We start from the raw sequence: 25,483 nt of genomic DNA on the forward strand, positions 1-25,483 counted from the left end.
GAGCGCCGCCCTGTCACGGCGGAGGTCGTGGGTTCGAACCCCATCCGGGTCGCTGTATTCATAACAGAATACTTTTTATGAATGGGATCTTAGCTCAGCTGGGAGAGCATCTGCCTTACAAGCAGAGGGTCATAGGTTCGAGCCCTATAGGTCCCACTTAAATGAGGACGTTTAGCTCAGTTGGTTAGAGCAATCGGCTCATAACCGATCGGTCCTGGGTTCGAGTCCCCGAACGTCCACTCTTACTAATAATAAGAAACAATGAATATGGCCTGGTGGCTCAGCTGGTTAGAGCGCCGCCCTGTCACGGCGGAGGTCGTGGGTTCGAACCCCATCCGGGTCGCTGTATTCATAACAGAATACTTTTTAACAAATGGGATCTTAGCTCAGCTGGGAGAGCATCTGCCTTACAAGCAGAGGGTCATAGGTTCGAGCCCTATAGGTCCCATTTTCTAAACCTTTTAATAAGGTGCAGAATGCCGGCGTGGCGGAACTGGCAGACGCACAGGACTTAAAATCCTGCGGGACTAATCTCCCGTACCGGTTCGATTCCGGTCGCCGGCATTAAATTAAAAGCCTGAAACCTAAGGAAAATCAAGGGGTTCAGGCTTTTTCTTTACCTTAAAATATTAAGCAAAAATGGCATAAACATAAGATATTAAGGTAAAGTCCTTTAAAAAAATAAAAATATAACAACAGAGGTTATGAGTATTGACCATTTGACGGGATAGTGCTAAGATACGAGCCATCAGGAACCAAAAGTTTTATCTGTTTTCCTTAACACCAAAACAGATAGCTATTTGGTTCCTTTTTTGTTTATACCGCGGAAAATGAAAATGTAATACAAGAAAATTTAGAACAGGACAAAGGGGTCTTTTCAAAAGTAGTTTGTGTGGAACATTTTAACACACACTGCCGGGGAAGGACTCCTTTTTTAGTGGATATTCAAAGTCAGGAGGAATGAGCTATGAAGAGTTATGATCTGATAATCAAAAATGCGCAGATACACACAATGGATGAGGACAGAAAAGTGTATGCGAAGGGAATCATAGGAATAGAGGGAGAGAAGATAACTCTGATAAAGGAAATGAATGAGCTGACACCGGAGGAGCTTCAGGAATGTGAGGGCGCCGGACGTGTGATAGATGCCGAGGGCAAGGTGGTATTTCCGGGATTTATAGATACACATATACATATATTCCAGTCTTTCCTGAAAGGTCTTGGAGCTGATCACAGATTGATAGAGTGGTTGAATCTTTCAGCACTCCCATATGGACAGTATATGACACCACATCAGCATGAGCTGGCAGCACAGCTTGCATGTATGGAGGCAATAAAGAGTGGATGTACGACCATGAGTGAGTTCTTCTACACCAATCAGGATTCTGAACTGGCTCATTCCTGTATAGAGGGAATGGTATCAACGGGTATCCGTAGTGTATTTATCAGAACATTTCAGGATACCGGAGAGGAATACGGAATGCCGAAGTGCTTCCTTGAGCCTGTTGGCAAGGCCATGAAGGAAGTGGATGCACTGAAGAAAGCATATAAAGAAAATGACATGCTTTCGATATGGACTGGTCCGGATGTTACATGGTCGACCACGAAGGAAGGCTATCAGGAGATGCTTGAGTATTGTCTCAGCGAGAACGTGAGATATTCAATGCATATCAAGGAGACCGAGGTCGACAATGAGATGTGTGGAAGATATTACGGCAAGGATATAGTGGATATGCTTGAGGAGATCGGATTCCTGACAGACAAATTCCTGGCAGTCCACTGCGTAAACCTCACACCTCATGACATAGAGAGATTTGCAAAATATGGAGTGTCGATAAGCCACAATCCAGCACCTAATCTTTATCTTGGTTCAGGAATACCACCTATTCCGGAAAGCCTTGCTACAGGGGTAAATGTATCTATAGGAACGGATGGTGCGGCATCCAACAATAGTACGGACATGCTGGAGAGTATGAAGCTGGCAGCTCTCATACAGAAGGGAATACACAGAGATGCGGCAGTCATCAGCGCAGATGATATCATACACATTGCGACGGCAGGGGGAGCAAAGGCAATAGGAATGGCTGACAAGCTGGGAACATTGGAGTCTGGCAAGAATGCGGACTTAATAATATTTGACCCTAATCATTTGAAGTCGGCACCTATGCATGATGCAAAGGCGACGGTCGTATATGCGTCATCCGAGGAAAATATCGATACAACGATAGTAAATGGAAAGGTAGTATATCAGGGCGGAAAGTTCGCTTGCGGTATAGATGAGAGAAGCCTGATAGATGAAATAAACAGCGAGCTTGTAATTCTCAGAAAGCAGCTTGCAGATAAATTGTAGGATGAAAATGCGGATTATGTGACAGCAGATAAGGAGGCGCGTTTATATGGAAGATAAGAAGATAATAGAAAATGACAGCCAGCTCATAGTTGGCGTAAATGAGAAGATAAGCTGTGGCAAGGCGGCATTTCTCGGAATGCAGCACGTGTTGTCAATGGATCTGTATATCATGCCGTTGATACTTGGAGCGGCGATAGGACTGGCAGGAGGAGAGTTATCATTTTTCCTTCAGATGAGTTTCTTTGCATGTGGAATTGCAACTATATTGCAGGCGGGATTCTTCATGAAGTACCCTATCATACAGGGACCATCGTATGTACCGCTTGGAGCTATGTGTACGATAGGCGCGACCATGGGAGTCAGTGCAATGATAGGAAGTCTGATACCCGGAGCGATCATGATCGTATTGCTGGGTATATTTAAGGGCTTTTCGAAATTTGTGAGAAAGGCAATACCTCCATTTATCGGTGGTATCATCATACTTATAGTTGGAATATCGCTGACACCTACAGCGGCCAAGGGAATAGCAAGCTCAGATGGAAACTTAAGTGCAAATGTAGCATCAGGGCTTACTGCTGCAGGAGTGCTCATCGTATGTATGATACTCCAGTACAAGCTTAAGCATAACAGGATACTTCACATGGTATCCGTAATACTTGCACTGGTTGCCGGAACAGTGGTTGCAGCAGCGATGGGAGCTGCGGACTTTAGTTCAGTACACGATGCAGCATGGTTCAAACTGCCTGAGTTTTTCCACTTTGGACTTCCAAAGTTTGAGATTAAGTCCTGTATACTCATGATGTTCATTTACCTTATCGTGCTCCTCGATACAACAGGAACATGGGTGACGATCAGCGCCATCACAGGTGAGGATCTCAGCGATAAGAGAATAGATCGTGCTACCATAGGTGAAGGTGTTGGATGTCTTGTTGGTTCACTGTTCGGCGGAACTCCAATGACAGGTTATTCTTCAAATGCCGGCGTGCTTGCCATCACAAAGGTTGGAAGCCGCATGGCTATCATTGCAGGTGGTATGATCCTCATGGTACTCGGTGTATGTCCAAAGCTTATGACCATCATATCATGTATACCGACCCCTGTCGTAAACGGAGTATTTGCGGTTGTATGTATCCTGCTCATATCAAATGGAATCAAGATCATACAGAGTGAGCCGCTTGACGAGAGATCATCACTTATCGTTGGAATCTCAGTCGTGGCTGCTGTGGCAACTATAGTCATTCCTACAGATGTGGTGAATGCAATGCCTCAGTTCCTGAACTACTTCATGTCATCAGGAACTGCAGTTGGTGCAACCATAGCGGTGGTGCTCCAGCTCTGCCTTCCCAGGAAGAAAAAGGCAGTGAAGGTCGCGCTTGAGGGATGAATTCGTAATTTCTATATAAAGCGAAAACTATAAAATTAAAAGGCACATAGAGTAAACAGTGCGGCATATACTCTATGTGTCTTTTGTATTTGCGCAGAGCAACGAGCCAAAGTCCGTGATCGCAAGAGACGATGTTCATTTTAAACTAGCGGTTCATTGATTGGACAGTTTCGATTTGATATATTGATTATCGCGAAACACAAAGAGGCTATGGTGGTGGTTCCTTCTTAATTGGGATGATAAATGTAAAAGCTTACCGCCACCGGTTTCCTCATTAATAAGGAGAAAAGTTATGAACGAGATATTGCTCAGGCGTAAAAACAAAGTGATACTTGGCACTGGTACTGCAAGAGTGGCAAATGATCGCTACATAACGGCCATTATGAAGAACATCGAAGAACTTGGATATACATTTTCCAGGGAGATGTTTGACGTTCTCAGAACATACAGCGTCAATGAACTGACAGAATTTTATCTTGAACTCAAAGCCGCGCTTATGAAGCTTGTGGGTGCAAATGTTGTATATATGCCTATGTATGCCGACTTTCCAAAGGGTGTTATGGATGCACATTTTTCTGAGTTGTATATAAATGCAATGGTTCATTACTGGTCGGATGGTATCCTGTATCCAAAGAATCACAGAAAGCGTGTAAATGACAGACTGCCACTTTTTGATGAGACGAAGGTCAAAGTTCTGCAGCTTGGAAGTGAGGCTGATGTGAGACAGATATTTGACAATATCTGCATGTCGAGAACATCTATATCAAAAACTGACAGGGAGGATATAGCATATTTATTCGAGACTGAGAATATGAAGCTGCCTGATGATATACCACACAAGGAGAATGCTGCATACATCGCCGCGCTCTATCTGCAGAAGAAGCCTCTGGCAAATGTCAGTGAGCTCAGGAAATATGTAAAGACTGCAACTGATGTGCTGAGACTTGTGACTGCCATGAGTGATGGCGATGTGAGCCTTGCGGAGAATACTAGATACAGAAGCTTTTCACGCAGACAGAGAAGGATGATCATGGAGCTTCTGTCTGGCTGTCCGAATATAGAGGAGGATATGCTCAGATATAAGGAGAGATGGATCAGAATTGGAGAGAGGATCCATCCTTCTGAGTTTGACTGCAGCAGATACACTCTGGAGTATGACAGGGCGATAAATGCATTTGACAAGCTGAGAAATAACAGGAAGATAGAGACATTTGCAGGAAAGGTTGAGTTTGACCTTGCCTATGGTGAGTATGAAAGTGCGCTTGCCGAGCTGGTGAAGAGACCGGGTGAACTGGCAAGGAGACTGGATCAGCTGCTCAGAGAGACATATAAAGAGCCTGTTATAAGAAGCTTTGCGTCTGTGGCGGAGAAGGTGTCGACACCAGTACTGCTTCAGGTGAGGGAGCACTTTCTGCACAGACCTGAGCATACAGATGTGAGAGTGTTCTTCCCAAAGGGGCGCCTTGCAAAGTGCCACAGCGAGCAAAACAATCTGCCAGATATAGATGAGAGATACTGTCAGGAAGTTGTTCGGATCTGTGAAAATGCCCTTGTGAAGATCTATGGACAGAGGGAGCCTATTGGTAAGGTGTACTTGTCTGAGGATTACAGGAATTATGTGGTTCCATTCAGCCAGAGAAGTGCCAGCAAGGCGCTTAAGACTATAGTCAGAGGCTCGAGACTCCCTATGGCTTCGCAGACAGATGCTGTGAGGGCATTTATATGGTGGACGAATATGGACAAATGTGATTTGGAGTCGTATGACGATGGAAGAGTCGACATAGACCTGTCGGCGGCTATATTTGACGAGAACTGGAACTACATGGAGCATGTGTCATATACCAATCTGAAATCTGAGAAATATAAGGCCTGTCATTCGGGGGACATTGTAAATGGCGGTCCTGTGGATGGTGATGGTGTCAGTGAGTTCCTTGATGTGGACGTAGATTCAGTTGTGAGATATGGTGCAAGGTATGTGGTGTACCAGGTGTATAGCTTTACCGGTCAGAACTATGCGGAGATGCCTCATGCAATGTTTGGCTGGATGGAGAGGGCTGATGTGAACTCGGGTGAGATATATGAGCCAAAGACGGTGGAACAGAAGCTGGATCTCACAGCGGGCAGCACGGTGTGTATTCCTGTAATATTTGACTGTGTTAAGCGGGAGTTTATCTGGTGTGACATGAATCTGTCGCTCAGTGGAGTCCACACAAATACCGTCGGCAATAATCTGGAGAGCAATCTTTCTGGAGTCGCAGCGGTATGCTATTCCATGGTGAATATGAAGAAGCCGGATCTCTACGATCTTATCGCACTCAATGTCATGGGCAGAGGAGTGTTGGTGGATAACAGGGAAGATGCTGACATTGTGTTTGACACTGCGTTGTATCTGAATAATGACACAGTGGAGAATGAGCGTGATAAAATGGTGATAACCCCATACGACACGGAGCTGTTCATGAGTGAGTATCTGTAATTACATTTTTAGAGAACAAAATGAGCTGTGGCAAAATGGTTATTTTATCATGAGCTGCAGCTCAATTATATATTCACTGTCATCGTTGGTCTCATAATCATCTATATGACACATTTCAACAGGGTCACTGGCAATCTCAAGCTGGTGATCCTGTGCGTATGTATAGAGCCGTGGCAGCAGTTCCTTTGTCTTGGTCAGGGCGCCCTTGTATGTCATGGAGAGATATCTTCCTGCTTGAAGTACATAATTGCAATCGGCGTCCTCAAGGTATGGTGCGAAGAAGAATACGTTCTTGGTACGGTAATACTTGGACTTTGGATTGCTTCCGGGGATGTCAAGGGTATAGCAGTCGCAGGCACCTATTGTGTCAATCTTGGTGTTGTGGCTCTGCATGTATTTGACCACATAATAGGAGACATAATCATCAGGAAGATTGTCGTCAGTGACCATGACGCACTTTCGGTCTGGAAGCTCCTTTATCACAATAGTCTCAAATTCATCCTGTATATCCGGGCTGCAAAGGGATGTGATGGTGTCCAGCCGGTTCTGGATACTGTCCCTGGTGGCTTTGAGCTTGGCAATCTCAGCGTCAACCACGTCAAGCTCGGCTCTGAGCAGGGATGTCGTACTATCGATATTTCTGTCCTCGTCATATTCACGGATCTGGTCAGTGGAAAAGCTGAGTCCCAGCAGCTCATGGATAAGCGCAAGGCGGCGGACGTCATCAATGGTGTACATCCTGTAATTGTTTTCGTCATTTCTCACAGGGTGCAGTATCCCAACCTTCTCATAATATCTGATAGAATCCACGCCGATATCAAACAGCTTAGACAATTCCCCAATCTTGAAAGTATCCTTTTTCTTCATAATATAATCTCCAATTCCTGATCTCATATAACTGTATCGTAACACACCACCTAATCAAATTCTATTTTCTATAAAAATACTTAATAAAATTAAGCTGACATATGGAGAAATCTTCACATCTTCCGAAATTTGCAAAAACAAATCAAGTACATTGACTCTAGCATGATACAAGGGTTTACCATTTCACCAAGTTAATTAACCACACAAGATAAAGTAGACGAGTTATTGGATGAAGCTGATATCAGGAGCCTAATCAATAATGTTAATGCTCGGACCGTTGATGCTGTAATACCCTTACAGGGAATACGAGGCCGCCGGTCCTTAGGTGACGCTCCAAGCGGCACCTTAGTACCGCTGCAGGCTGAGTTAAGCGGGAGCGACCCGGTAAGGGTATTACAGCATCGGCGGCCCGGGCTTCACAGATTAAATCAAGGCTCCGTCACTTCATCACAAAAAGGAGGAATGGCTATGGATAGGATATTAACTCACCCGATACTGGGGGACACCCCGGAGGGCAGGCTGGTGAATTTTACATATGATGGACAGACGCTTCAGGGAATAGAGGGCGAGCCGATCGCGGCGGCGCTCAGAGTGGCGGGCGTCATGACACACAGATACACCAAGAAGAGACATGAGCCGCGGGGGGTGTTCTGTGCCATAGGGAGGTGTACGGACTGTGTCATGGTCGTAAATGGCAAGCCAAATATAAGAACGTGCATCACTCCTCTGGAAGAGGGAATGGACGTGAGGACGCAGTATGGTGCGTCGGCAGAGAAGGATTATTAGGAGGTGACCGCTATGATAGAGAGATACGATCTGATAGTGATAGGTGCAGGTCCGGCAGGACTTTCAGCTGCGATAGAGGCTGCGAAGAACGGAATGAAGCCGATAGTATTTGATGAGAATGCAAAGCCGGGCGGTCAGCTCTTCAAGCAGATACACAAGTTCTTCGGTTCAAAGGAACACAAGGCGAAGATAAGAGGATTCAACATAGGTTACGAACTTCTTGAGGAGGCAAATAAGCTGGGCGTGGATGTAAGACTTAATGCAACAGTTGTGGGTCTCTATGACGAGAAAGAAGTGACAGTCAGGATCGGTGATGAGATAAAGCATTTCAAGGGCGACAGTGTGCTTGTGGCAACAGGAGCCAGCGAGAACATGGTAACCTTCAAGGGGTGGACACTTCCGGGAGTCATCGGCGCAGGTGCCGCTCAGACTATGATGAATCTTCACCACATAAAGCCGGGTAACAGGATATTGATGCTCGGTTCAGGAAATGTAGGACTTGTAGTCAGCTATCAGCTCATGCAGGCAGGCTGTGAGGTAGTGGCACTGGTTGATGCGGCACCGAGGATCGGAGGATACGGAGTACATGCTGCGAAGATATCGAGATGTGGAGTTCCATTTTACCTGTCACATACAATAGTTGAGGCGAGTGGAGCCGACAGGGTGACAGGAGTGAAGATCGCACAGGTCGACAGCCACTTCAATTTCATAGAGGGAACAGAAAAGACATTTGACGTTGATACAATATGCGTTGCCGTTGGTCTTTCACCTATGTCACAGCTTTTAAAGCAGGCGGGCGTAAAGATGAAGGATACTCCGGGGGGATACGTTCCTGAGTGTGACGAATGGGGCAGAACCTCAGTGCCGGGAATATTTGCAGCCGGGGATGTGTCCGGAATCGAGGAGGCAAGCTCAGCCATGATCGAGGGCAGGATAGCGGGATCTGTCATATCTCAGGATCTCGGGTTTATAGATAAATCAGAGATGGAAGCGCGTGCATCGGAGCTTGAGGATGCACTTGGAAGCCTCCGTGAGGGAATGTTTGCACCGAAGAACAGGGGCAAGCTGATCGAGAAAACAGAGGAAGGCATAGATGTATCGATGAATCTGCTGGAGCACGGCTTTGTGGCAGATGACGAGATAGAGAGATATCCTGGAGTGACTCACAGGAAGGGAATACATCCGGTTATAGAGTGCACCCAGAACATCCCGTGCAACCCGTGCCAGGATGCGTGTCCGAAGGGGTGCATAAGCATAGGGGCAAATATAACCTCTCTTCCGACAGTGACGGAAAATCCATGTATAGGATGTGGCATGTGCGTTGCAAGCTGTTCAGGACAGGCCATATTCCTGGTGGACGAGGACACCGGGGATGGCTATGGAACGGTGACACTTCCATATGAGTTTCTTCCGATACCAGAGAAAGGAACAAAGGGCGTGGCACTTGGCCGTGATGGTCATGAGGTGTGCGAGGCGGAGGTCGTAAGTGTCAGAAGTGCAAAAGCATTTGACCATACCAATCTGCTGACCATGAAGGTGCCGAAGGACATGGTGATGAAGGCAAGATTTTTCAAGGAGGTGCGGTTATGATAGATATCAGAGAAAAACTTGATGCCATAGGACCTTATGTTCCGGCACCGGATGACGACATACTGGTGTGCAGGTGTGAGGAGGTCACAAAGGGCGAGATAAGGCAGGCAGTCCATGCGGGAATGCTGACGATAGAAGAGATAAGAAGATTCCTCCGGTGTGGGATGGGATTGTGTCAGGGACAGACCTGTGGCAAGCTGGTGAAGGGTATTGTGGCAAGGGAACTTCATGTGTCACCTCTTGACATAGAGCCGGCCACGTCCAGGGCACCTATGAGACCTACAGAGATGCGCATACTTGCGAGAGATGGAGGTGAGGCTCATGAGTAAACATACAGCAGAGGTTATAATAATCGGCGGTGGTGTAAATGGATGCGCTGCTGCTTACTATCTGGCAAAGGCTGGGATGAAGGATGTCATAGTGCTTGAGGGCAGTCCAAGCATAGGACACGGAGGATCTTCACGAAACGGAGGCGGAGTCAGACAGTCAGGAAGAGATGTAAGGGAGCTGCCATACGCTATGTATGCAGTGCAGAATATGTGGCCGACACTTTCCGAGGAGCTTGGAGTTGACGTGGAGTATTATCAGAAGGGCAACTTAAGACTTGGCAAGACTGATGCCCATATGGAAAAGCTCAGGAATCTTGCGGCAAATGCTAACTCTCTCGGACTTGACATGAAGATCATAGATGGCAAAGAGGTGAAGGAGATCTGCCCATATCTCTCTGACGAGATAATCGGCGCAAGCTGGTGTCCTACGGATGGACATGCCAATCCTATGCTGACGACTCTGGCGTACTACAAGAGGGCAACGGAGCTCGGGGTAAATTTCTTCACAGATGCAAAGGTGGCTGCACTTGAGAAGGTGAAAGGAAAACTCAGAAAGGTCATACTGGAATCAGGTGAGGTGTTCGAGGCGGACAAGGTCATACTGGCTGCCGGATATGAGAGCAGATTCATTGCAAGGACAGTTGGAATAGATGTGCCGATGACAAAGTATTTTGAGGAGGCGCTGGTTACGGAGGTGCAGCCGCACATGTTCGACATCATGCTTGGTGTTGCATCCGCTGACTTTTACGGACATCAGTCACAGCACGGATCATTTGTATTTGGCTCAGATTCGGGACTTGAGGAGACAACGGACATGGGACTTGATGAGCTCAGGACTTCACCGCTCACCGTATCTGCCGGATGCAGGGCGATCATGGGATACATACCGATGCTGGCTGATGCCAAGATCGTAAGGACCTGGGGCGGATGGCTTGATCTCTGCTATGATGGTGTTCCAGTCATAAGCGAGGTTGACGAGGTCCCGGGACTTATACTGGCATGTGGATTTACAGGGCATGGATTTGGAACGGCACCGGCTGTTGGACTGATGCTCTCACAGATGGTGCTCGGCGAGAAGACTGTGGTGGATATATCATCTCTACGGTATGACAGATTCAAGGCTGTCAGGTAGACAGCATATGGATCAGAGGCGTATATTATTGATGAAGCAATTCTGTTGAGCAATATAATAGGTACTCCACAGAGCAAAAGTATCAATAATAACAATAAGCTAAAGGAGAGATATAACATGGAGAATTTTTTTTATAATATTCCGACAAAGGTATCATTTGGCAAGGGCGCCATTGATGATCTGCCAGGGTACATCAGCGAATACGGAGACAGTGTTCTGCTGGTGTACGGAGGCGGAAGTATAAAGAGAACAGGGCTGTACGACAGGATAATCAAGTTACTTGACTGTAGTCACATTTCCCATATTGAGCTTTCGGGTGTAGAACCCAACCCGAGACTCACAACGGTGAAGAAGGGTGTGCAGATGTGTCTGGAGCATGATGTGAAGGTGATACTTCCTGTGGGAGGCGGAAGTACAATAGACTGTTCCAAAGCTATAGCAGCCGGAGCGTGCTATGACGGTGATCCATGGGATCTGGTCGGACACCCGGAGAAGATAGAGAATGCTATGCCGATCATAGCTGTCGCGACTATGGCTGCGACGGGTTCTGAGATGGATCCATTTGCAGTTATCACAAATGAGGAGACAAAGCAGAAGAAGGATATCGCATCCGATCTGCTCTATCCTGCTTATGCGATACTTGACCCTGAGTATACATTTTCCGTTCCTGCATACCAGACGGCAGCAGGTGTGGCGGATATCATGAACCATATATTTGAGGTTTATTTTGCAGATAATGGAGACACATACATGCAGGACCGCATGATGGAGGCTCTTCTTAAAACCCTTATAAAGTACGGCCCGGTGGCAGTCTCAGAGCCGGACAACTATGACGCCAGAGCAAATATCCTCTGGGCATCTGAGTGGGCGATAAACGGATTCATAGCGTGTGGCAAGGATGGCCCATGGCCGGCGCACTCCATAGAGCATCAGCTGAGTGCTTACTATGATATAACACATGGACACGGACTTGCGATCATCACGCCGGTTCTGATGGATTACATTCTTAACGAGAAGAGCCTTCCGGTTCTGGTAAATTACGGCGTGAATGTATGGGATATAGAAAAGACAAAGGCCCCTTATGATATAGCCCGAGAAGCAATATCAAAGACACAGAAGTTATATGAGGATATGGGTCTGACCTCGGATCTCGGCGAGCTGGGCGTGCCTTATGAGAAGGACTTTGACGAGATGGCTGAGAAGGCGGCATCAGAGGACCTTGAGCATTGCAGGGTGCCTCTGACGAAGTCTGATGTAGTGGAGATTTATAGAAGATGTTTTAAAAACGTAAAGTAACAACATCGCAAAATGCATGATTTGATATATATACAGTTGGACTGTGGTAATGGCTAACAAAGATCAGATATTTTGTGGATGACAGGAATTACAGCAGGAGGTGGCAGTATGGACAGCAAGGTTGAATTCTTATTTCTGAATGAAGAGGACATGATAAAGGCGGGTGTACTCGATGCGGACAGAGCTGTGGACACCATAGGGGAGGTCATAACACTCCTCAGCGAGGGAGACTATCTCATGGGCGGCAGAGCGCATAACGACCACGGTGTACAGCTCATATTTCCGGAGAAGTCGGACATTCCGAACTTCCCGCTTGCGGACTCGGCGGACAGGAGATTCATGGCGATGCCGGCATATCTCGGAGGAAGATTTCATATGTGCGGTGAGAAGTGGTATGGCTCAAATGGCAGAAATTCGCACAAGGGTCTGCCGAGATCCATACTCATGGCGACACTGAATGACGTGGAGACAGGCCAGCCGCTTGCGTACATGTCAGCCAATCTCCTAAGTGCCATGAGAACCGGAGCGATGCCAGGGCTTACTGCCATGTATCTTGCAAGAAAGGATAGCAGGGTTCTGACGATCCTCGGCGCAGGAGTCATAGGAAGGACAAGTCTCATGGCTATCATGGCAAAGTTCCCGGACCTGGAGGTGTTGAAGATCAAGGGCAGCTCAAAGACTTCGCACACAGCCCATGAACTGACGGATTACGCCAGGGAGAACTATAAGAGTCTCAAGGAGATAATCATCTGCGATACTCTGGAGGAGGCCGTGAGGGATGCAGATATCATAGCGGAGGCGGTATCTGTTGAACCGAGAAAATGGCCTGTCATAGATCCGGCATGGGTGAAGCCTGGATGCACGATCATATCATCTGGAACCATGGATATGGATCTGGAGTTTGTCAGGGACCACGTGACGAAGGTTGTAGACAATATACAGATGTATGAGGAATATGTAAATGTGTATCAGGAGTGGGACGAGGATGGCAACAGGATATCACTTGGAACACCAGGCATACACTTTGTAAATATGGTGACGGATGGCTGGATAGAGAAGAGTGAGATCAGACATCTGGGAAACATAATGCGTGGCCTCGAGCCGGGACGAACGAGTGATGACGAGATCTTTCTTGTGAGCCTTGGCGGCATGCCGATCCTTGATGTCGGCTGGGGCTATGAGTGCTACCAGAGAGCTCTGAGGGAAGGCATCGGAACAAAGCTTAAGCTGTGGGATGCGCCATATATGAGGTAGTTTTAAGAACGGGATTTTTTCATATAGCAGATTTAGAGCTTCAAAGGTCACGGTGAATGTTAGACCGTGGCCTTTTGCTATAAAGTGAGCATAAAAAACAGAACTGCTCTTAGGAACGGATCGTATTCATTTGTAATATCTGTTGTTGTACTGGCAATACGCTCCATACAGTGATAACTATGTTACACAGACTAACATGGCAGCGTACTCATCGGAGACGTCCTTTGACGGTGAGGGAGCAATCACTTCAGCCATAGATTATGTGGTTAGCGATGAGTATCCGCAGCTCTACATATTTCAGGAACATGGTGATAGTGATCTTCCCAAGATATTCAGCAATTAATATCAAGAAAAGAATCGGATTGTCCCTGGACGGTCAAAAAAGCCCGCCCAGGGATAATTTTTTTGCAAACAGGAATGAAACTGGCAGAAAAGGATAAAAAGGTTACAGGCATGAGACAACTGACTGGGTTAACAATATTAAGTAGGTTCAAATCTCAGTTGCCAAAATAAACCACATCCACCGAATAAAATAAACAATTAAAGAAATGACAAAAAACATTGACCTTGGTATTATACCAGACTCTACAATGAGTGAAAATTAAAAGCAAGAACACATGGAAGAGAGCAAAGGAGCTCATAGGAATATGACTCCGCTGCTCTCTTTTTTATTTGTAAGGAGGAATGGATATGAAGAAGATAGAACTCATCATCAGACCAGAGAAGCTTGAGCCACTCAAGAAGATACTCAGCAAGAATGAATACAGCGGACTCACCGTCATGTCGGCCATGGGCTGCGGACACCAGAAGGGCTACAGTGAAGAATTCAAGAAGCTTGGGATGGAGATCAATCTCCTGCCAAAGCTCTACGTCATGACCGTGATACTTGACGAGGATCTGGATGACATACTCACAGAGATATGTGAGAAACTCTCCACTGGTCAGGTTGGAGACGGAAAGATATTTATAACAAATGTTGACGATGTCATGAGGATAAGGACAGGAGAACATGGAGAATCAATACTTTGATTACTACTTTAGAAAAGAGTGAGGTGAGTTGCTGATGGAAGAGAGAAAAGCAATAGTACAGCTTAAAAATATAACAAAGTCATTTGGCGACAATCAGGTGCTGAAGCCCATCAGCCTTGACATATACGAGGGAGAGTTTCTGACATTGCTTGGTTCATCAGGCTGTGGCAAGACGACCACACTTCGTATCATTGCAGGTTTTGAAACACCCACGGAGGGAAATGTATACATAGAAGATAAGGATGTCACAGAGCTGGCGCCGTACAACAGGGATGTCAACACGGTGTTTCAGAGTTACGCTCTTTTCCCTCACATGACAGTCTTTGACAACATAGCATTTGGCCTTGTTGAGAAGAAGATGGACAAGAAGGAGATAAAGAAAAAGGTTCTGGAAATGTTGGATCTGGTGCAGCTCCATGGATTTGAGAAGAGAAAGCCATCGCAGATGTCAGGTGGACAGAAACAGAGAGTTGCAATTGCCAGGGCACTGGTAAACTCACCGAAGGTACTGCTTCTTGATGAGCCACTCGGAGCACTTGATCTGAAACTAAGAAAGCAGATGCAGGTGGAGCTCAAGAGGCTGCAGAAGAAGCTGGGAATCACATTTGTGTATGTAACCCATGATCAGGAAGAGGCGCTTACTATGAGCGACAGGATAGCTGTCATGCATCAGGGACACTTCGAGCAGATCGGTACGGCAAAAGAGATATACGAGAATCCACAGACCAAATTTGTTGCAAGCTTCATAGGAGAGTCCAATATATTCGAGGCAAATGTGGACACCATAGAAGGCACTGATCTTGGGCTTACGATGGAGAATGGAAAGGTCAGAGCGAAGGGCGAGGGATTTGTTAAGGAAGAGATCGTGTACATATCGGTACGTCCCGAAAATACGCATCTGTCAGACAAGCCGGTGGATGGATTTACACTGAAAGGAATCGTCAAGGATCAGATCTATGTTGGTTCGGTCCTTAAGACTATAGTGGAACTGCCAAATGGCAAGGAAGTCAAGGTCAACAATCATCCTGATGCCACGGTATATCCTGATGGCACGGCAGTGTCAGTGTACTGGGAGCCGGACAAGGCGGTTGTCATACACACCAAGGAGGATAAGATGTACGACGCCATAGAGGATGCAGTTCTTAAATAAGAAATATCTGCGTGTAATGATAACCGGATTTAGTTTCGGCTATGCAAGGAGGCTTTGCTATGAAAGAAAAAAAGAAAAAGGAGAAAAAGAACACTCTGCCGATATTGTGTATGGTTGGTCCAACATCTCTGTGGCTGTTGTTTTTCCTTCTCATCCCACTTATATATGTTGTGGTCATAAGTTTTATGACAAAGGGGGCATATGGCGGAGTTGTCGGCAAGTTCTCAATTGACAGCTATAAGAAGATATTTGATCCGCTGTATCTGACGGTCATGTGGAAGTCGATTGTCATGGCATTTGAGACAAGCGTGATATGCCTCATCATATCTTATCCATTTGCTTACATGCTGTGCAAGGTGCCGGACAAGATACGCGGAATGCTCACGCTTCTCATCATGCTGCCATTCTGGGTAAATGGTCTTATCAGACTGAATGGATGGTCAAATATACTGAGAGACAGCGGCTTTGTAAATACATTGTTGATGAAGATAGGAATCATAGACCAGCCGATGCAGATGATGTACTCGGAGGGGGCGGTCCTCTTTGGAATGGTGTATACCTTCTTCCCGTTCATGGTTCTTCCGCTGCAGAGCAGCATATCAAAGCTCGACCACTCGCTGGTTGAGGCGTCATACGATCTGGGGGCAAGGAAGATAAAAACATTTATCAGAGTCATACTCCCGATGACGCTCCCGGGAATATTTGCAGGAACGATACAGGTATTCATACCGAGCCTTGGAGCATTCTTCATATCGGATGTTATGGGTGGCGGCAGCGCCGCATATCTTGGCAATCTGATACAGAACCAGTTCCTTGTGGCACGTAACTGGCCACTGGGCGCAGCGTTCTCGGTACTTCTGATCATCTTCACTCTGGTTGTGCTAAAGGCGTACAGCAAGGTTGGAGATCTGGATGATCTGGCATAAGGAGGGATGGATATGAAGCGAAAAGAAAAGAAGAAGATGGGCGCGGGATCGATCATATTCATGGCACTTGTATATCTGTTCCTGTACATGCCGGTATTTGTCATCATCCTGTTCTCGTTCAACAAGAACAATACAAATATGGTGTTTGACGGATTCACACTCAAGTGGTATCTGGAGGTGTTCCAGGGGGACTCACTTCTGAAGAACTTCTGGCTGTCCATAGAGCTGGCGTTAGTGTCCATGGTCATATCGGTGGTTCTAGGAACTCTGGCAACCATAGGACTTTACAGGTACGAGTTCAAGCTCAAGAAGTTTATCAACGGACTTCTGTACGTGCCGATAGTCATCCCGGAGCTGGTTATAGGTCTTGCCTCACTGGCATCGTTTTCCAAGATGGGCATGACCATGGGATTTGCGACCATGGTGTTCGCACACGTTACATTCTGTCTGCCATTTGTCATCATCACACTGAGATCACGAATTGCGAATTTTGACAGCTCTATAGAGGAGGCGGCAATGGATCTCGGGGCAAATCAGTGGCATACGTTAAAGCGTGTCACCATCCCGATGCTGACACCTGGAATCATATCCGGAGCGCTGCTATCCATAACTCTCTCGATAGATGATGTAATAATCAGCTACTTCGTATCCGGAGCCGGGGATATCACGTTCCCTATCAAGGTATACGGAATGGTCAGAGGCAAGATCACAACAAATGTATATGTCATATCAACTTTGATGATAGTCGGAATAGTTGTGATCTACCTCCTTGCGGGGGCACTTGGAAGGTTTATATCAAAGCGCAGGGAGATAAGAGACATCCGCAAGATAGATGCACAGTAATTCCGTAAGATAGATGCGCAGTAATTCGGGAATACAGAATATGTTCCGAAGACATATATGGCAAGGAGGCGTAACAAATGGATGAAACGACAAAGATGACAGCAGACCTTATAGTGTATGGAAAAATCTATACGGCGGACAGCAAACGCAGTCTGGCGCAGGCTATAGCGGTCGCCGATGGAAAGATCATATACGTGGGTGACAGAGCCGGTGCAGAACGCTATGCAGGCGAAAATACACAGGTTATAGAACATGACAAAGGACTTGTGATACCGGGAATGACAGAGGGACATGCACACATATCAAGCACCACTGAGATAGTGTACGGTGTCAGCCTTGCAAATAAGGAGAGCATAGACGATTATGTGACGGCGATAAAAGATTATATGGCGAGCCACCCTGACGAGAAGGTTGTGAGCGGTTCCGGTTTTGAAAATGGAGTATTTGGATCCTTGGGACCGACCGCTGACATACTGGATGACATATCGGCGGATGTGCCGATGGTCATGATAAGCGAGGATCACCACTCATATTGGGTGAACAGCAAAGCTATGGAACTTGTCGGGATTGATGAAACTACCGCTGAGGTTCCCAATGGTGTGATAGTGAGGTATCCGGGAACAAGCAGACCAACGGGATGGTTCAAGGAGATGGCGGGCAATCTGTTCAGTGCGGTGCTGCCTGAGATGACTGCTGACAACTTTGCACATGCCATAGAATGTTATCAGGATATAGCCTTGTCAAATGGCGTCACAATAGCATTTGAGCCAATGTTTGACAAGAAACAGAACTATGACAGAAGATTTGCCGGATATGCAAAGCTTAACAGCGAGGGAAAACTAAAGGTGACATTCAGGTTAGGTTACACGCTGGAGCCTGTTGATGATGAGGACTATGTGTTTGCTGAACTTGCAAAGTATCATGAGAAGTTCCGGTATGTTCCTAAGATACAGGTGAACACGTTAAAGATATTTGCAGATGGAGTAGTGGAAGGTCATACAGCTTTTCTCAGAGATGATTACGCGGATGCCCCAGGAGATAAGGGTGAGCCGATGCTCAGCCAGGAGAGGACAAATGCGGCGGTGAAACGTGCTCTTGATGCGGGATACGATGTACATGCACACGCAATCGGCGATGCTGCGATAGACGAGGTGCTGAATGCATATGAGTACGGACAGACAGAAACAGACAGGGATTACAGAAATGCCATAACACATCTTCAGGTCATGGTGCCGGAGCATGTGGACAGGATGAAGAGCCTTGGTGTGGTAGCGGTCACCAATCCATACTGGCACTTCAGGAACAGCGTGTATTATGACACTTTGGAGAAGCCATTTCTCGGAGAAGAAAGAGCCTCCAAGGAATACTATATGAGATCCATCACAGATGCTGGAATCGTCACAAGCTGTGCCAGCGACTTCCCTGTAACGGTTCCACCGAGAACTATGGATGCACTTCATCTCATGGTGAACAGAAAACAGCCCGGACATCCGGAGATGGAAGAGATGGGTGCCGGCGAGACGATAAGTGTTGAGGATGGTCTTCAGGTCCTCACATATGGCGGAGCATACCAGAACAGGCTTGAGAAGACAAAGGGATCCCTTGAAGCAGGCAAGGATGCCGACTTCGTATTGCTGGATTCGGATGTCCTTACTATCCCGAAGGAAGACATCTACAAGACACAGGTTACAGCCACTTATATATGTGGTGAGAAAGTCTGGGCGTAAGAATAAACAACCAGACTGGTGTTCAATAAAAGGAGGAAATGACTATGATAAGAGGAAAAATCAAAAAAATGATGGCTGCAGCACTTGCAGCGACAATGGTATTTACGATGACAGCATGTGGCAGCGATTCAGAAGAGAAAACTGCAGACGGATACGCAAAGGAGATATATCTGTACAACTGGTCAGAGTATATGAGTGAAGATGTTCTCAATAAATTTGAGGAGGAATATGGCATAAAGGTAGTGGAGACTACATTTGAGTCGAATGACGAGATGCTGGCAAAGCTCATGGCGGGAGGCGGATCAGAATATGACATTGCAGTACCTTCAAACTTCTACATAGAATCTATGAAGGCAAATGATCTGCTTGAGCCTCTGGACAAGGATGTGATCACCAATTATGACAATATCGATGAGACTTACAGGACAATGCAGTGTGATCCGGATGGAGAGTACTGTGTTCCATATATGGGAACATCATGTGTATGGATAGCAAATAAAAAGATGCTGGACGACTATGGTATAGAGATCCATAAGATGGACGACTTGAAGAATGATAATCTGAAGAATAATATTTTGCTTGTGGATGATTCCCAGGCTATTATGAGTGTAGGTCTGCTGGGATGCGACCTTGATCCTACATCGGGCAACCTCGATGATATTGCAAAGGCAAAGGATTATATAAGTGGGCTGAATCCATATATCAAGGCATTTGCAGCGTCAACAGACACGAGAGACAGTATGGCAAAGGGAGAGGTAGCAGTTGCTCTCATGTACAGCGGCGAGGCACTTCAGGCGATGAAGGAGAATCCGGATCTTGAGGTAGTCATGGATGGTGAGCAGTGTTCACTCTCAATGGATACAATGGTCCTGCTCAAAGGCTCAAAGCACAAAGAGGAGGCAGAGCTGTTCCTTAACTTTATATTGAGACCTGACATATCCGCAGAACTCACAAATGAATTTCAGTTCATCTGTGCCAATAAGGCAGCAGTAGAATATCTGGATGATGACCTGAAAAACAGTCCACTGTGTGTGCTCACAGATGATATGAAGAAGAGAATATTTATGATAAATACATTTGATGCAGATGCGATATCAGCTGAGACAGATGCGGTCATGGAGATCAAATCATCCAGATAGGAACAGCCTATGGGATTGCAGAAGAAGATACGCGTAGACACATCTATAAAAAAGAAAAACGCGAAGCTCAATATAAAATATGCAATATTACAGATGATGTTCTGGACCTGTGCGGCATCTGCGTACGCATACCTCACGCAGATGCTGCAGTACAAAGGTTTTACGGACGGACAGATAGGAGTAATAAATGCGGTAAAATTATTTTCAACTGTAGTGTTTCAGATAATCATAGGTGTATTTTCCGACCGGCATGCAGAACGTATCCAGTTAAAATATATCATCTCAGTGCTGACTGTTGTGGCGCTGCTGTTGACATCTGTTTTTTATGAGTATAAATTATCGTTTGTACAGACAGTGACGCTGTTCATCGGATTTGGTGCAACATTTACATGCATATCACCGCTTATAGATTCCCTGTCCATAAAGTATATGAACGACGGCAGAAATATCAACTACCCTATATGCAGGGCAGCAGGTTCCTGCGCGTGGGCTGTGGCATGTGTGCTGTTTGGGGGGTTCTGTGACAGGTATGATGCGAACAGGCTTCTGATACTACAGATGCTGTTCACCGCCATGATGCTGGCGGTGCTGCTGGTCATGGATGATACATCATCCTGCAGCGATTGCAGGGCTTTGGGCGCAAGAGAGAGAATAGCTGCAGCAAACATCACGGAGACCCGGAAAACAGAGGTACACACCGCAGGATATCTGCTCACAACATACCCGAAGTACAGGTGGTTTCTCATAGGTTCAGCGGTTATGTTCATGGGATATAATGTTGGAACGACATTCCTGATAAATGTGTTTGAACGCCTGGGTGGCAATAATTTTCATTATGGACTGGCTGAGTTCGTGATGGCGGTCAGTGAAGTCCCGTCGGCATTCCTGCTCATAAAATTCAGAAAGCGGATATCTCTTGACAAGATAATGCTGTGCTGTGCGGTGTTCATGACATTCAAGAACATGTTCGCGGCATTCTCGGACAATGTGTGGGTGATCGTCATATCCCAGGGGTGCGAGATGCTGGGCTTTGGGTTATTCTATTCCGGAAGTGTGTATCTTATAGAAGAGATGCTGTCACCCGCTGATGTGGTGAAGGGAATGTCATTGATAAACGCATTTACGGTGGGAGCCGGAGAGGGGATAGGAGCTCTGCTGTGTGGATGGATAAATTCCAGATACGGACTTACAGTGCTCATGGATTCCAGCGTAGTGATAAGTGCAGTGTCCATTGTATGTATAGTGATCATGTGTCGTGCGTCAAAAGAGATTCACGGCAAAATAATAAAAAACAGCTGATATATGACGAGAGAAAGGTTTGGTAAGGATTATGAAGAACCGAGATGTAGAATCAGAAGCGGCAGGAAGAAAGAGCAATATAGAAACAGACAAGCAGAATATAAGCTTCCTCTACCTCAGTGAGGAGGATATGATAGATGCGGGTGTTCTCAACCCGGGAAGATGTGTGGATGTCATGGAGGAGACCATGGGACTCATGGAGGACGGAGATTTCCTCATGGGTGGTCCGTACAATGACGCACATGGCCTTATGTTGTACTTCCCAAAGAAGTCACCGATAGAGAATTTCCCGGTCAACAATGCCAGAGACAGGAGATTCATCGCCATGCCTGCATACCTGGGCGGAAGATTCCATGTGGCAGGAGAGAAGTGGTATGGTTCAAATGGCAACAACAGAGCCATAGGGCTCCCTCGTTCCATACTGATGATGATGCTCAACGATGTGGAGACAGGAAAACCTCTGGCATATATGTCCGGAAATCTTCTTAGTTCTATGAGAACAGGTGCTATGCCTGGACTTGCGGCAAAGCTGCTTGCAAGGGATGACTCAAAGGTACTCACATTGGTCGGCCCCGGAGTCATATGCAGATCAAGTCTGAGAGCCATCATGTCACAGAGATTTGACATAGACACCATCAAGATAAAGGGCAGCTCACCGACATCGGCAAATGCGATTAAAATGAAAGAGTACATAGAGGAAAATTATCCTCAGGTAAAAAATATAGTTCTGTGCAAGGATATGGAGGAGGCACTTAAGGATGCCGACATCATAACTGAGGCAGTCTCATGCAAGGAGGGCGAGTGGCCAGAGTACAAGCGAGAGTGGCTCAAGCCCGGAGCGCTGGTCATCTCTACAAGTACCTTCAATATGGAGCATAAGAGTATTGTTGACTTGAAAAAAGTCATAGACAACTACGGAATGTACGAGAACTACGCAGAGGAAGATAATGTTGGATATGATGCGGAGGGCAACAGACTCCACACAGGCTGCATGGGAGAGGACTTCGTCTATATGGTGCAGGATGGATTGATCGAGAGGAATTCTCTTACTACATTTGGAGAGATAATCCGCGGCAAGAAGCCTGGCCGTGAATCCGACGATGAGATAATACTCGTGTCTATAGAGGGCATGCCGACAGAGGACGTCGCCTGGGCATATGAGTGTTACACCTACGCCCTTGTACATGATATCGGCACGAAACTCAAAGTCTGGGATCGCCCATATGCATTTTAACAATTCTGAGAACCAGCTTTGAATAATAAGTCGTAGTCAGGCTCAAAACATATATTCAGCAAAAAAGCCGTGTATGTACATGGACAATCGGTAGTGAATACAGCCGAGCTTCGAGCATTTCTGTGCTAAGGCATAGCACGCAAACGCCCTTATCGCGTGCGGAGCCGCATGCATATAGAAATGCTTGAAGCGACAGCTGTAGAACGTGATTGACCATGTACATACACGGACTTTTTTATGTTGGATATATGTTTTGAGCCGTCTGTCAATTACGCTTCAAACAATTGGTGACAAAGTTTAATGGTTTCCGGGTTTGTGCTGCTGCTGTAGAACTCCACAGCACCCTTCTCTATGGAAGGTGTAAGGAGTTCCGCGATGCGCAGTCTCCTCTGAAGCTCCAGGGCGGTGCCGTGGGCTCCATTGAATATCTTCACATCAGGTCCGGCTATGCGCTGTATAACCTTTTCCACAAAAGGATAATGAGTGCAGCCGAGAACGATTGCATCCACATGCTTCTCCAGAGATGGGGCGAGCAGTCCTTTCAGAAATTCTGTGATCTCCTCACCATCAAAAATTCCCTTTTCCACATAATCCGCAAGTCCCGGGCATGGAACCGGGTAAATATCAGATTCCTTCGAGTATACCTTCATGAGCTCCTGGAACTTTGGGAGAGCAAGCGTGGCTGGCGTCGCCATGACAGCTACCTTGTCGTGCTCCTTCCACAGAACCGCAGGCTTCAGAGCCGGTTCAATACCGATGATCGGTATGGAAGGATACTGCTGTCTCAGTGTCGAGGCTGCAACACTTGTGGCGGTGTTGCAGGCGATGACGATCGCCTTCACATCCTTTGCGAGAAGAAAATTGGTACACTGCTCCGATCTCTCAAGAATAGCCTCTCTGGTCTTTGTTCCGTAAGGTGCGTGTGCCGAATCGCCAAAATATATATAATTTTCACAGGGCATGAGCTCCACGATGTCGCGGAGAACGCTTATTCCGCCGAGCCCTGAGTCGAATACTCCAATTGAACGTGTGTCCATAATAAAATCTCCAATGTTTTGTATCACTTGTGTTGATAGTTTATCTCCAACCTAAAATTATACTATTATAGTCAATAAAAAACAACTTACGGAAGTATATATTATAGAAGTAACAGAAAATCCGGGCGTAAGGAAGATTAAATGTTTATAAACTGTATAGACTATTCACAAATAGTGGTGTTAGAATGATACGAGTCATAAAGAAAGGCGGATGATGACATGGCACGAAATTTGGTTTCTATAGTAAAAGAGAAAATGATTGAATACTATGCCGGGGATTCCAGACGGGTACATCACTTCCTGAAGGTTCATTCATTTGCGAAGCTGATAGCTGAGATGGAGGGCATGGAGCCCGACGAGATGCAGGTCCTGGAGATCGCAGCACTTGCCCACGATATAGGCATAAAGAACGCAGAACTGAAATATGGATATAATAATGGCAAGCTGCAGGAACAGGAGGGACCTCCTGAGGCAAGACGGCTGCTCAGAGAGGCAGGTGCAGAAGATGCCGCAGTGGAGAGGGCATGTTATCTGGTGGCACATCACCACACCTACAGGAATATAGACGGTTTGGATTATCTGATACTGGTGGAGGCCGATTTCCTCGTCAACATGTATGAGGATAAGGCGGACGCAGATACTATAAGGACGGCATACGATAATATATTTGCCACGGAATCCGGCAAAATGCTGTGCAGACAGCTCTTTTCGCTGGAATATTGAAAAAAAGATGAATTATGTTATACTTAACAGGTCAGAGATGGCGGCAGGGATAGACGCCGCTGTTAGATTTGGAGGAGAAAGATGAAGCTTTATATATCAAAGTTACTGTCTACAGCTTTGCCAATAGTAGGAGTGCTGTGTATATTTGGATTTGCATTTGCAGGAAATATAAGCATGGGCTGGATTCTGTTCGTAGTGCTTGCGCTTATATCAGGCATTATAAACACCATATTCTTCAGATGTCCGCACTGCGGCAAATCAATACCGGCAAACTGTACGGTCAACCAGAAGTATTGTCCTCTGTGTGGAGAGGATCTCGGTATGAAGCCTTCAAGAATAAGCTACTACGGAAAATGCCGCAAGAATAAGAACGGAGTTATGAGAGGTTATTCCACAGTTGGACCTATGGTATTCATAGTAAGCCTGCTCATACTGTTTCTCATTGTGATGGCTGTATTTGGAGTGGACAGTCTCAATAAAGGTATGGGAAGGATTGCAGTCATACTTGCATTCTGTGTGAGCGTTATACTTGCGATATTCTGTAGGATAGCGGTATCATCGGCGGTGAAGATGGATGACAAGGCGATATATTTCAGTAAGATACCATTTATGTGGAGAAAATACGAGATAGATGATATAGTAGAGAATGAGCGCGTTGTAGAGCCGTTCTATCACGTGAACAGAGGATACATATTTGCGACCTCAAAGGGAATGGTGGCTATACCGATGGCATCATATGCAGGTGGCCAGGAGTTCTTTACGGAATTTACCTCAAGGATAGGCCAGAGCATGCCGGATGTGAGACCGGACCTTGTGTTGTCCAAGAGATCAGATCAGGCAAAGGCTGATGAAGAGCACTATGAGGAAGCGGTGAAGCTTTACAACGAGCATTACGGTGAGAAGAGATAATAC

The 25,483-nt window shown here is 46.3% G+C and carries 22 protein-coding genes and 6 tRNA genes (1 of these 28 running past the window's edge); 26 read left to right on the forward strand and 2 right to left on the reverse strand.

Annotation, left to right across the window (positions count from 1 at the left end; genetic code table 11):
• The 9 genes from AB5150_RS15045 to AB5150_RS15085 form a co-directional block, all read left to right on the forward strand.
• Positions 1 to 52 (forward strand) — tRNA-Asp (locus AB5150_RS15045); it begins 122 nt to the left of the window's first position.
• A 31-nt stretch (positions 53 to 83) separates the two neighbouring features.
• Positions 84 to 156, forward strand: a tRNA-Val gene (locus AB5150_RS15050).
• Positions 157 to 165: 9 nt separating this feature from the next.
• Positions 166 to 239 (forward strand) — tRNA-Ile (locus AB5150_RS15055).
• Positions 240 to 269: 30 nt separating this feature from the next.
• A tRNA-Asp gene (locus tag AB5150_RS15060) sits at positions 270 to 343 on the forward strand.
• A 32-nt stretch (positions 344 to 375) separates the two neighbouring features.
• Positions 376 to 448 (forward strand) — tRNA-Val (locus AB5150_RS15065).
• A 30-nt stretch (positions 449 to 478) separates the two neighbouring features.
• Positions 479 to 564, forward strand: a tRNA-Leu gene (locus tag AB5150_RS15070).
• A gap of 403 nt (positions 565 to 967) precedes the next feature.
• Positions 968 to 2,350: an amidohydrolase family protein gene (locus AB5150_RS15075; RefSeq protein WP_015533502.1), complete on the forward strand. Its 1,383-nt coding sequence runs from the start codon at positions 968 to 970 to the stop codon at positions 2,348 to 2,350.
• Between the two features lie 46 nt (positions 2,351 to 2,396).
• Positions 2,397 to 3,734, forward strand: a complete 1,338-nt coding sequence (locus AB5150_RS15080; RefSeq protein ID WP_015533501.1) for a uracil-xanthine permease family protein — start codon at positions 2,397 to 2,399, stop codon at positions 3,732 to 3,734.
• A gap of 292 nt (positions 3,735 to 4,026) precedes the next feature.
• On the forward strand, positions 4,027 to 6,210 hold the full coding sequence (locus tag AB5150_RS15085) for a TerD family protein (RefSeq protein WP_055273924.1): 2,184 nt from the start codon (positions 4,027 to 4,029) through the stop codon (positions 6,208 to 6,210).
• 39 nt (positions 6,211 to 6,249) lie between these two features.
• On the opposite strand, the gene AB5150_RS15090 is transcribed toward AB5150_RS15085, so the two are convergent.
• A complete protein-coding gene (locus AB5150_RS15090; RefSeq protein WP_368292143.1) occupies positions 6,250 to 7,077 on the reverse strand; it encodes a MerR family transcriptional regulator in 828 nt (275 codons plus the stop codon).
• Positions 7,078 to 7,545: 468 nt separating this feature from the next.
• On the opposite strand from AB5150_RS15090, the gene AB5150_RS15095 reads away from it, so the two are divergent.
• The 15 genes from AB5150_RS15095 (at position 7,546) to AB5150_RS15165 (ending at position 22,811) form a co-directional block, all read left to right on the forward strand.
• Positions 7,546 to 7,863, forward strand: a complete 318-nt coding sequence (locus tag AB5150_RS15095) for a (2Fe-2S)-binding protein (RefSeq protein WP_368292144.1) — start codon at positions 7,546 to 7,548, stop codon at positions 7,861 to 7,863.
• Positions 7,864 to 7,875: 12 nt separating this feature from the next.
• Positions 7,876 to 9,453, forward strand: coding sequence for an FAD-dependent oxidoreductase (locus AB5150_RS15100; RefSeq protein WP_330376012.1), 1,578 nt, complete (start codon positions 7,876 to 7,878; stop codon positions 9,451 to 9,453).
• Positions 9,450 to 9,782 carry a (2Fe-2S)-binding protein gene (locus AB5150_RS15105; RefSeq protein ID WP_055273928.1) on the forward strand — a complete coding sequence of 111 codons (333 nt, stop codon included), beginning with the start codon at positions 9,450 to 9,452 and terminating at the stop codon, positions 9,780 to 9,782. Before AB5150_RS15100 ends, AB5150_RS15105 begins: the two co-directional genes overlap by 4 nt.
• Positions 9,775 to 10,914, forward strand: a complete 1,140-nt coding sequence (locus AB5150_RS15110) for an FAD-binding oxidoreductase (RefSeq protein ID WP_055273930.1) — start codon at positions 9,775 to 9,777, stop codon at positions 10,912 to 10,914. The genes AB5150_RS15105 and AB5150_RS15110 overlap by 8 nt, the downstream gene beginning before the upstream one ends.
• Positions 10,915 to 11,031: 117 nt before the next feature.
• A complete protein-coding gene (locus AB5150_RS15115; protein WP_022216189.1) occupies positions 11,032 to 12,210 on the forward strand; it encodes an iron-containing alcohol dehydrogenase in 1,179 nt (392 codons plus the stop codon).
• Positions 12,211 to 12,318: 108 nt separating this feature from the next.
• Positions 12,319 to 13,464 (forward strand): tyramine oxidase subunit B, encoded by a 1,146-nt coding sequence (locus AB5150_RS15120; RefSeq protein WP_055273932.1) that lies wholly within the window; start codon positions 12,319 to 12,321, stop codon positions 13,462 to 13,464.
• Positions 13,465 to 13,660: 196 nt separating this feature from the next.
• Complete coding sequence (locus tag AB5150_RS15125) at positions 13,661 to 13,807, forward strand: hypothetical protein (protein WP_156337956.1); 147 nt, start codon at positions 13,661 to 13,663, stop codon at positions 13,805 to 13,807.
• Positions 13,808 to 14,154: 347 nt separating this feature from the next.
• Positions 14,155 to 14,493: a P-II family nitrogen regulator gene (locus tag AB5150_RS15130; RefSeq protein WP_015533492.1), complete on the forward strand. Its 339-nt coding sequence runs from the start codon at positions 14,155 to 14,157 to the stop codon at positions 14,491 to 14,493.
• 34 nt (positions 14,494 to 14,527) lie between these two features.
• Complete coding sequence (locus tag AB5150_RS15135) at positions 14,528 to 15,643, forward strand: ABC transporter ATP-binding protein (protein ID WP_015533491.1); 1,116 nt, start codon at positions 14,528 to 14,530, stop codon at positions 15,641 to 15,643.
• Positions 15,644 to 15,702: 59 nt separating this feature from the next.
• A complete protein-coding gene (locus AB5150_RS15140; RefSeq protein WP_055273934.1) occupies positions 15,703 to 16,569 on the forward strand; it encodes an ABC transporter permease in 867 nt (288 codons plus the stop codon).
• A gap of 12 nt (positions 16,570 to 16,581) precedes the next feature.
• A complete protein-coding gene (locus tag AB5150_RS15145) occupies positions 16,582 to 17,412 on the forward strand; it encodes an ABC transporter permease (RefSeq protein ID WP_022216192.1) in 831 nt (276 codons plus the stop codon).
• A gap of 77 nt (positions 17,413 to 17,489) precedes the next feature.
• Entirely contained in the window at positions 17,490 to 19,139 is a 1,650-nt protein-coding gene (locus AB5150_RS15150; protein WP_082419792.1) for an amidohydrolase, read from the forward strand.
• A 44-nt stretch (positions 19,140 to 19,183) separates the two neighbouring features.
• Positions 19,184 to 20,278: a spermidine/putrescine ABC transporter substrate-binding protein gene (locus AB5150_RS15155; RefSeq protein WP_015533487.1), complete on the forward strand. Its 1,095-nt coding sequence runs from the start codon at positions 19,184 to 19,186 to the stop codon at positions 20,276 to 20,278.
• A gap of 9 nt (positions 20,279 to 20,287) precedes the next feature.
• Positions 20,288 to 21,577 carry an MFS transporter gene (locus tag AB5150_RS15160; RefSeq protein ID WP_055273935.1) on the forward strand — a complete coding sequence of 430 codons (1,290 nt, stop codon included), beginning with the start codon at positions 20,288 to 20,290 and terminating at the stop codon, positions 21,575 to 21,577.
• A gap of 31 nt (positions 21,578 to 21,608) precedes the next feature.
• A complete protein-coding gene (locus AB5150_RS15165) occupies positions 21,609 to 22,811 on the forward strand; it encodes a tyramine oxidase subunit B (RefSeq protein ID WP_082419793.1) in 1,203 nt (400 codons plus the stop codon).
• 269 nt (positions 22,812 to 23,080) lie between these two features.
• Here the strand turns inward: AB5150_RS15165 and murI are convergent, their stop codons facing one another.
• Positions 23,081 to 23,848: a glutamate racemase gene (gene murI / locus AB5150_RS15170; RefSeq protein ID WP_055273937.1), complete on the reverse strand. Its 768-nt coding sequence runs from the start codon at positions 23,846 to 23,848 to the stop codon at positions 23,081 to 23,083.
• A 219-nt stretch (positions 23,849 to 24,067) separates the two neighbouring features.
• Between murI and AB5150_RS15175 the strand changes: the two genes are divergently transcribed.
• Both AB5150_RS15175 and AB5150_RS15180 read left to right on the forward strand, forming a co-directional pair.
• Positions 24,068 to 24,571, forward strand: a complete 504-nt coding sequence (locus tag AB5150_RS15175; protein ID WP_055147888.1) for an HD domain-containing protein — start codon at positions 24,068 to 24,070, stop codon at positions 24,569 to 24,571.
• Between the two features lie 81 nt (positions 24,572 to 24,652).
• Positions 24,653 to 25,480 (forward strand): zinc ribbon domain-containing protein, encoded by an 828-nt coding sequence (locus tag AB5150_RS15180; protein ID WP_015533483.1) that lies wholly within the window; start codon positions 24,653 to 24,655, stop codon positions 25,478 to 25,480.
• Positions 25,481 to 25,483 lie beyond the last annotated feature (3 nt).

It is taken from the genome of Coprococcus sp. RTP21281st1_F1_RTP21281_210402 (assembly GCF_040915325.1).
Classification (GTDB): domain Bacteria; phylum Bacillota; class Clostridia; order Lachnospirales; family Lachnospiraceae; genus Coprococcus; species Coprococcus aceti.

What these genes read in the sequence shown, in the direction of transcription:
- AB5150_RS15075 (WP_015533502.1), top strand. Translation starts at nt 968, where the DNA reads ATGAAGAGTTATGATCTGATAATCAAAAATGCGCAGATACACACAATG.
- AB5150_RS15080 (WP_015533501.1), top strand. Translation starts at nt 2,397, where the DNA reads ATGGAAGATAAGAAGATAATAGAAAATGACAGCCAGCTCATAGTTGGC.
- AB5150_RS15085 (WP_055273924.1), top strand. Translation starts at nt 4,027, where the DNA reads ATGAACGAGATATTGCTCAGGCGTAAAAACAAAGTGATACTTGGCACT.
- AB5150_RS15090 (WP_368292143.1), bottom strand. Translation starts at nt 7,077, where the DNA reads ATGAAGAAAAAGGATACTTTCAAGATTGGGGAATTGTCTAAGCTGTTT.
- AB5150_RS15095 (WP_368292144.1), top strand. Translation starts at nt 7,546, where the DNA reads ATGGATAGGATATTAACTCACCCGATACTGGGGGACACCCCGGAGGGC.
- AB5150_RS15100 (WP_330376012.1), top strand. Translation starts at nt 7,876, where the DNA reads ATGATAGAGAGATACGATCTGATAGTGATAGGTGCAGGTCCGGCAGGA.
- AB5150_RS15105 (WP_055273928.1), top strand. Translation starts at nt 9,450, where the DNA reads ATGATAGATATCAGAGAAAAACTTGATGCCATAGGACCTTATGTTCCG.
- AB5150_RS15110 (WP_055273930.1), top strand. Translation starts at nt 9,775, where the DNA reads ATGAGTAAACATACAGCAGAGGTTATAATAATCGGCGGTGGTGTAAAT.
- AB5150_RS15115 (WP_022216189.1), top strand. Translation starts at nt 11,032, where the DNA reads ATGGAGAATTTTTTTTATAATATTCCGACAAAGGTATCATTTGGCAAG.
- AB5150_RS15120 (WP_055273932.1), top strand. Translation starts at nt 12,319, where the DNA reads ATGGACAGCAAGGTTGAATTCTTATTTCTGAATGAAGAGGACATGATA.
- AB5150_RS15125 (WP_156337956.1), top strand. Translation starts at nt 13,661, where the DNA reads ATGGCAGCGTACTCATCGGAGACGTCCTTTGACGGTGAGGGAGCAATC.
- AB5150_RS15130 (WP_015533492.1), top strand. Translation starts at nt 14,155, where the DNA reads ATGAAGAAGATAGAACTCATCATCAGACCAGAGAAGCTTGAGCCACTC.
- AB5150_RS15135 (WP_015533491.1), top strand. Translation starts at nt 14,528, where the DNA reads ATGGAAGAGAGAAAAGCAATAGTACAGCTTAAAAATATAACAAAGTCA.
- AB5150_RS15140 (WP_055273934.1), top strand. Translation starts at nt 15,703, where the DNA reads ATGAAAGAAAAAAAGAAAAAGGAGAAAAAGAACACTCTGCCGATATTG.
- AB5150_RS15145 (WP_022216192.1), top strand. Translation starts at nt 16,582, where the DNA reads ATGAAGCGAAAAGAAAAGAAGAAGATGGGCGCGGGATCGATCATATTC.
- AB5150_RS15150 (WP_082419792.1), top strand. Translation starts at nt 17,490, where the DNA reads ATGGATGAAACGACAAAGATGACAGCAGACCTTATAGTGTATGGAAAA.
- AB5150_RS15155 (WP_015533487.1), top strand. Translation starts at nt 19,184, where the DNA reads ATGATAAGAGGAAAAATCAAAAAAATGATGGCTGCAGCACTTGCAGCG.
- AB5150_RS15160 (WP_055273935.1), top strand. Translation starts at nt 20,288, where the DNA reads ATGGGATTGCAGAAGAAGATACGCGTAGACACATCTATAAAAAAGAAA.
- AB5150_RS15165 (WP_082419793.1), top strand. Translation starts at nt 21,609, where the DNA reads ATGAAGAACCGAGATGTAGAATCAGAAGCGGCAGGAAGAAAGAGCAAT.
- murI (WP_055273937.1), bottom strand. Translation starts at nt 23,848, where the DNA reads ATGGACACACGTTCAATTGGAGTATTCGACTCAGGGCTCGGCGGAATA.
- AB5150_RS15175 (WP_055147888.1), top strand. Translation starts at nt 24,068, where the DNA reads ATGGCACGAAATTTGGTTTCTATAGTAAAAGAGAAAATGATTGAATAC.
- AB5150_RS15180 (WP_015533483.1), top strand. Translation starts at nt 24,653, where the DNA reads ATGAAGCTTTATATATCAAAGTTACTGTCTACAGCTTTGCCAATAGTA.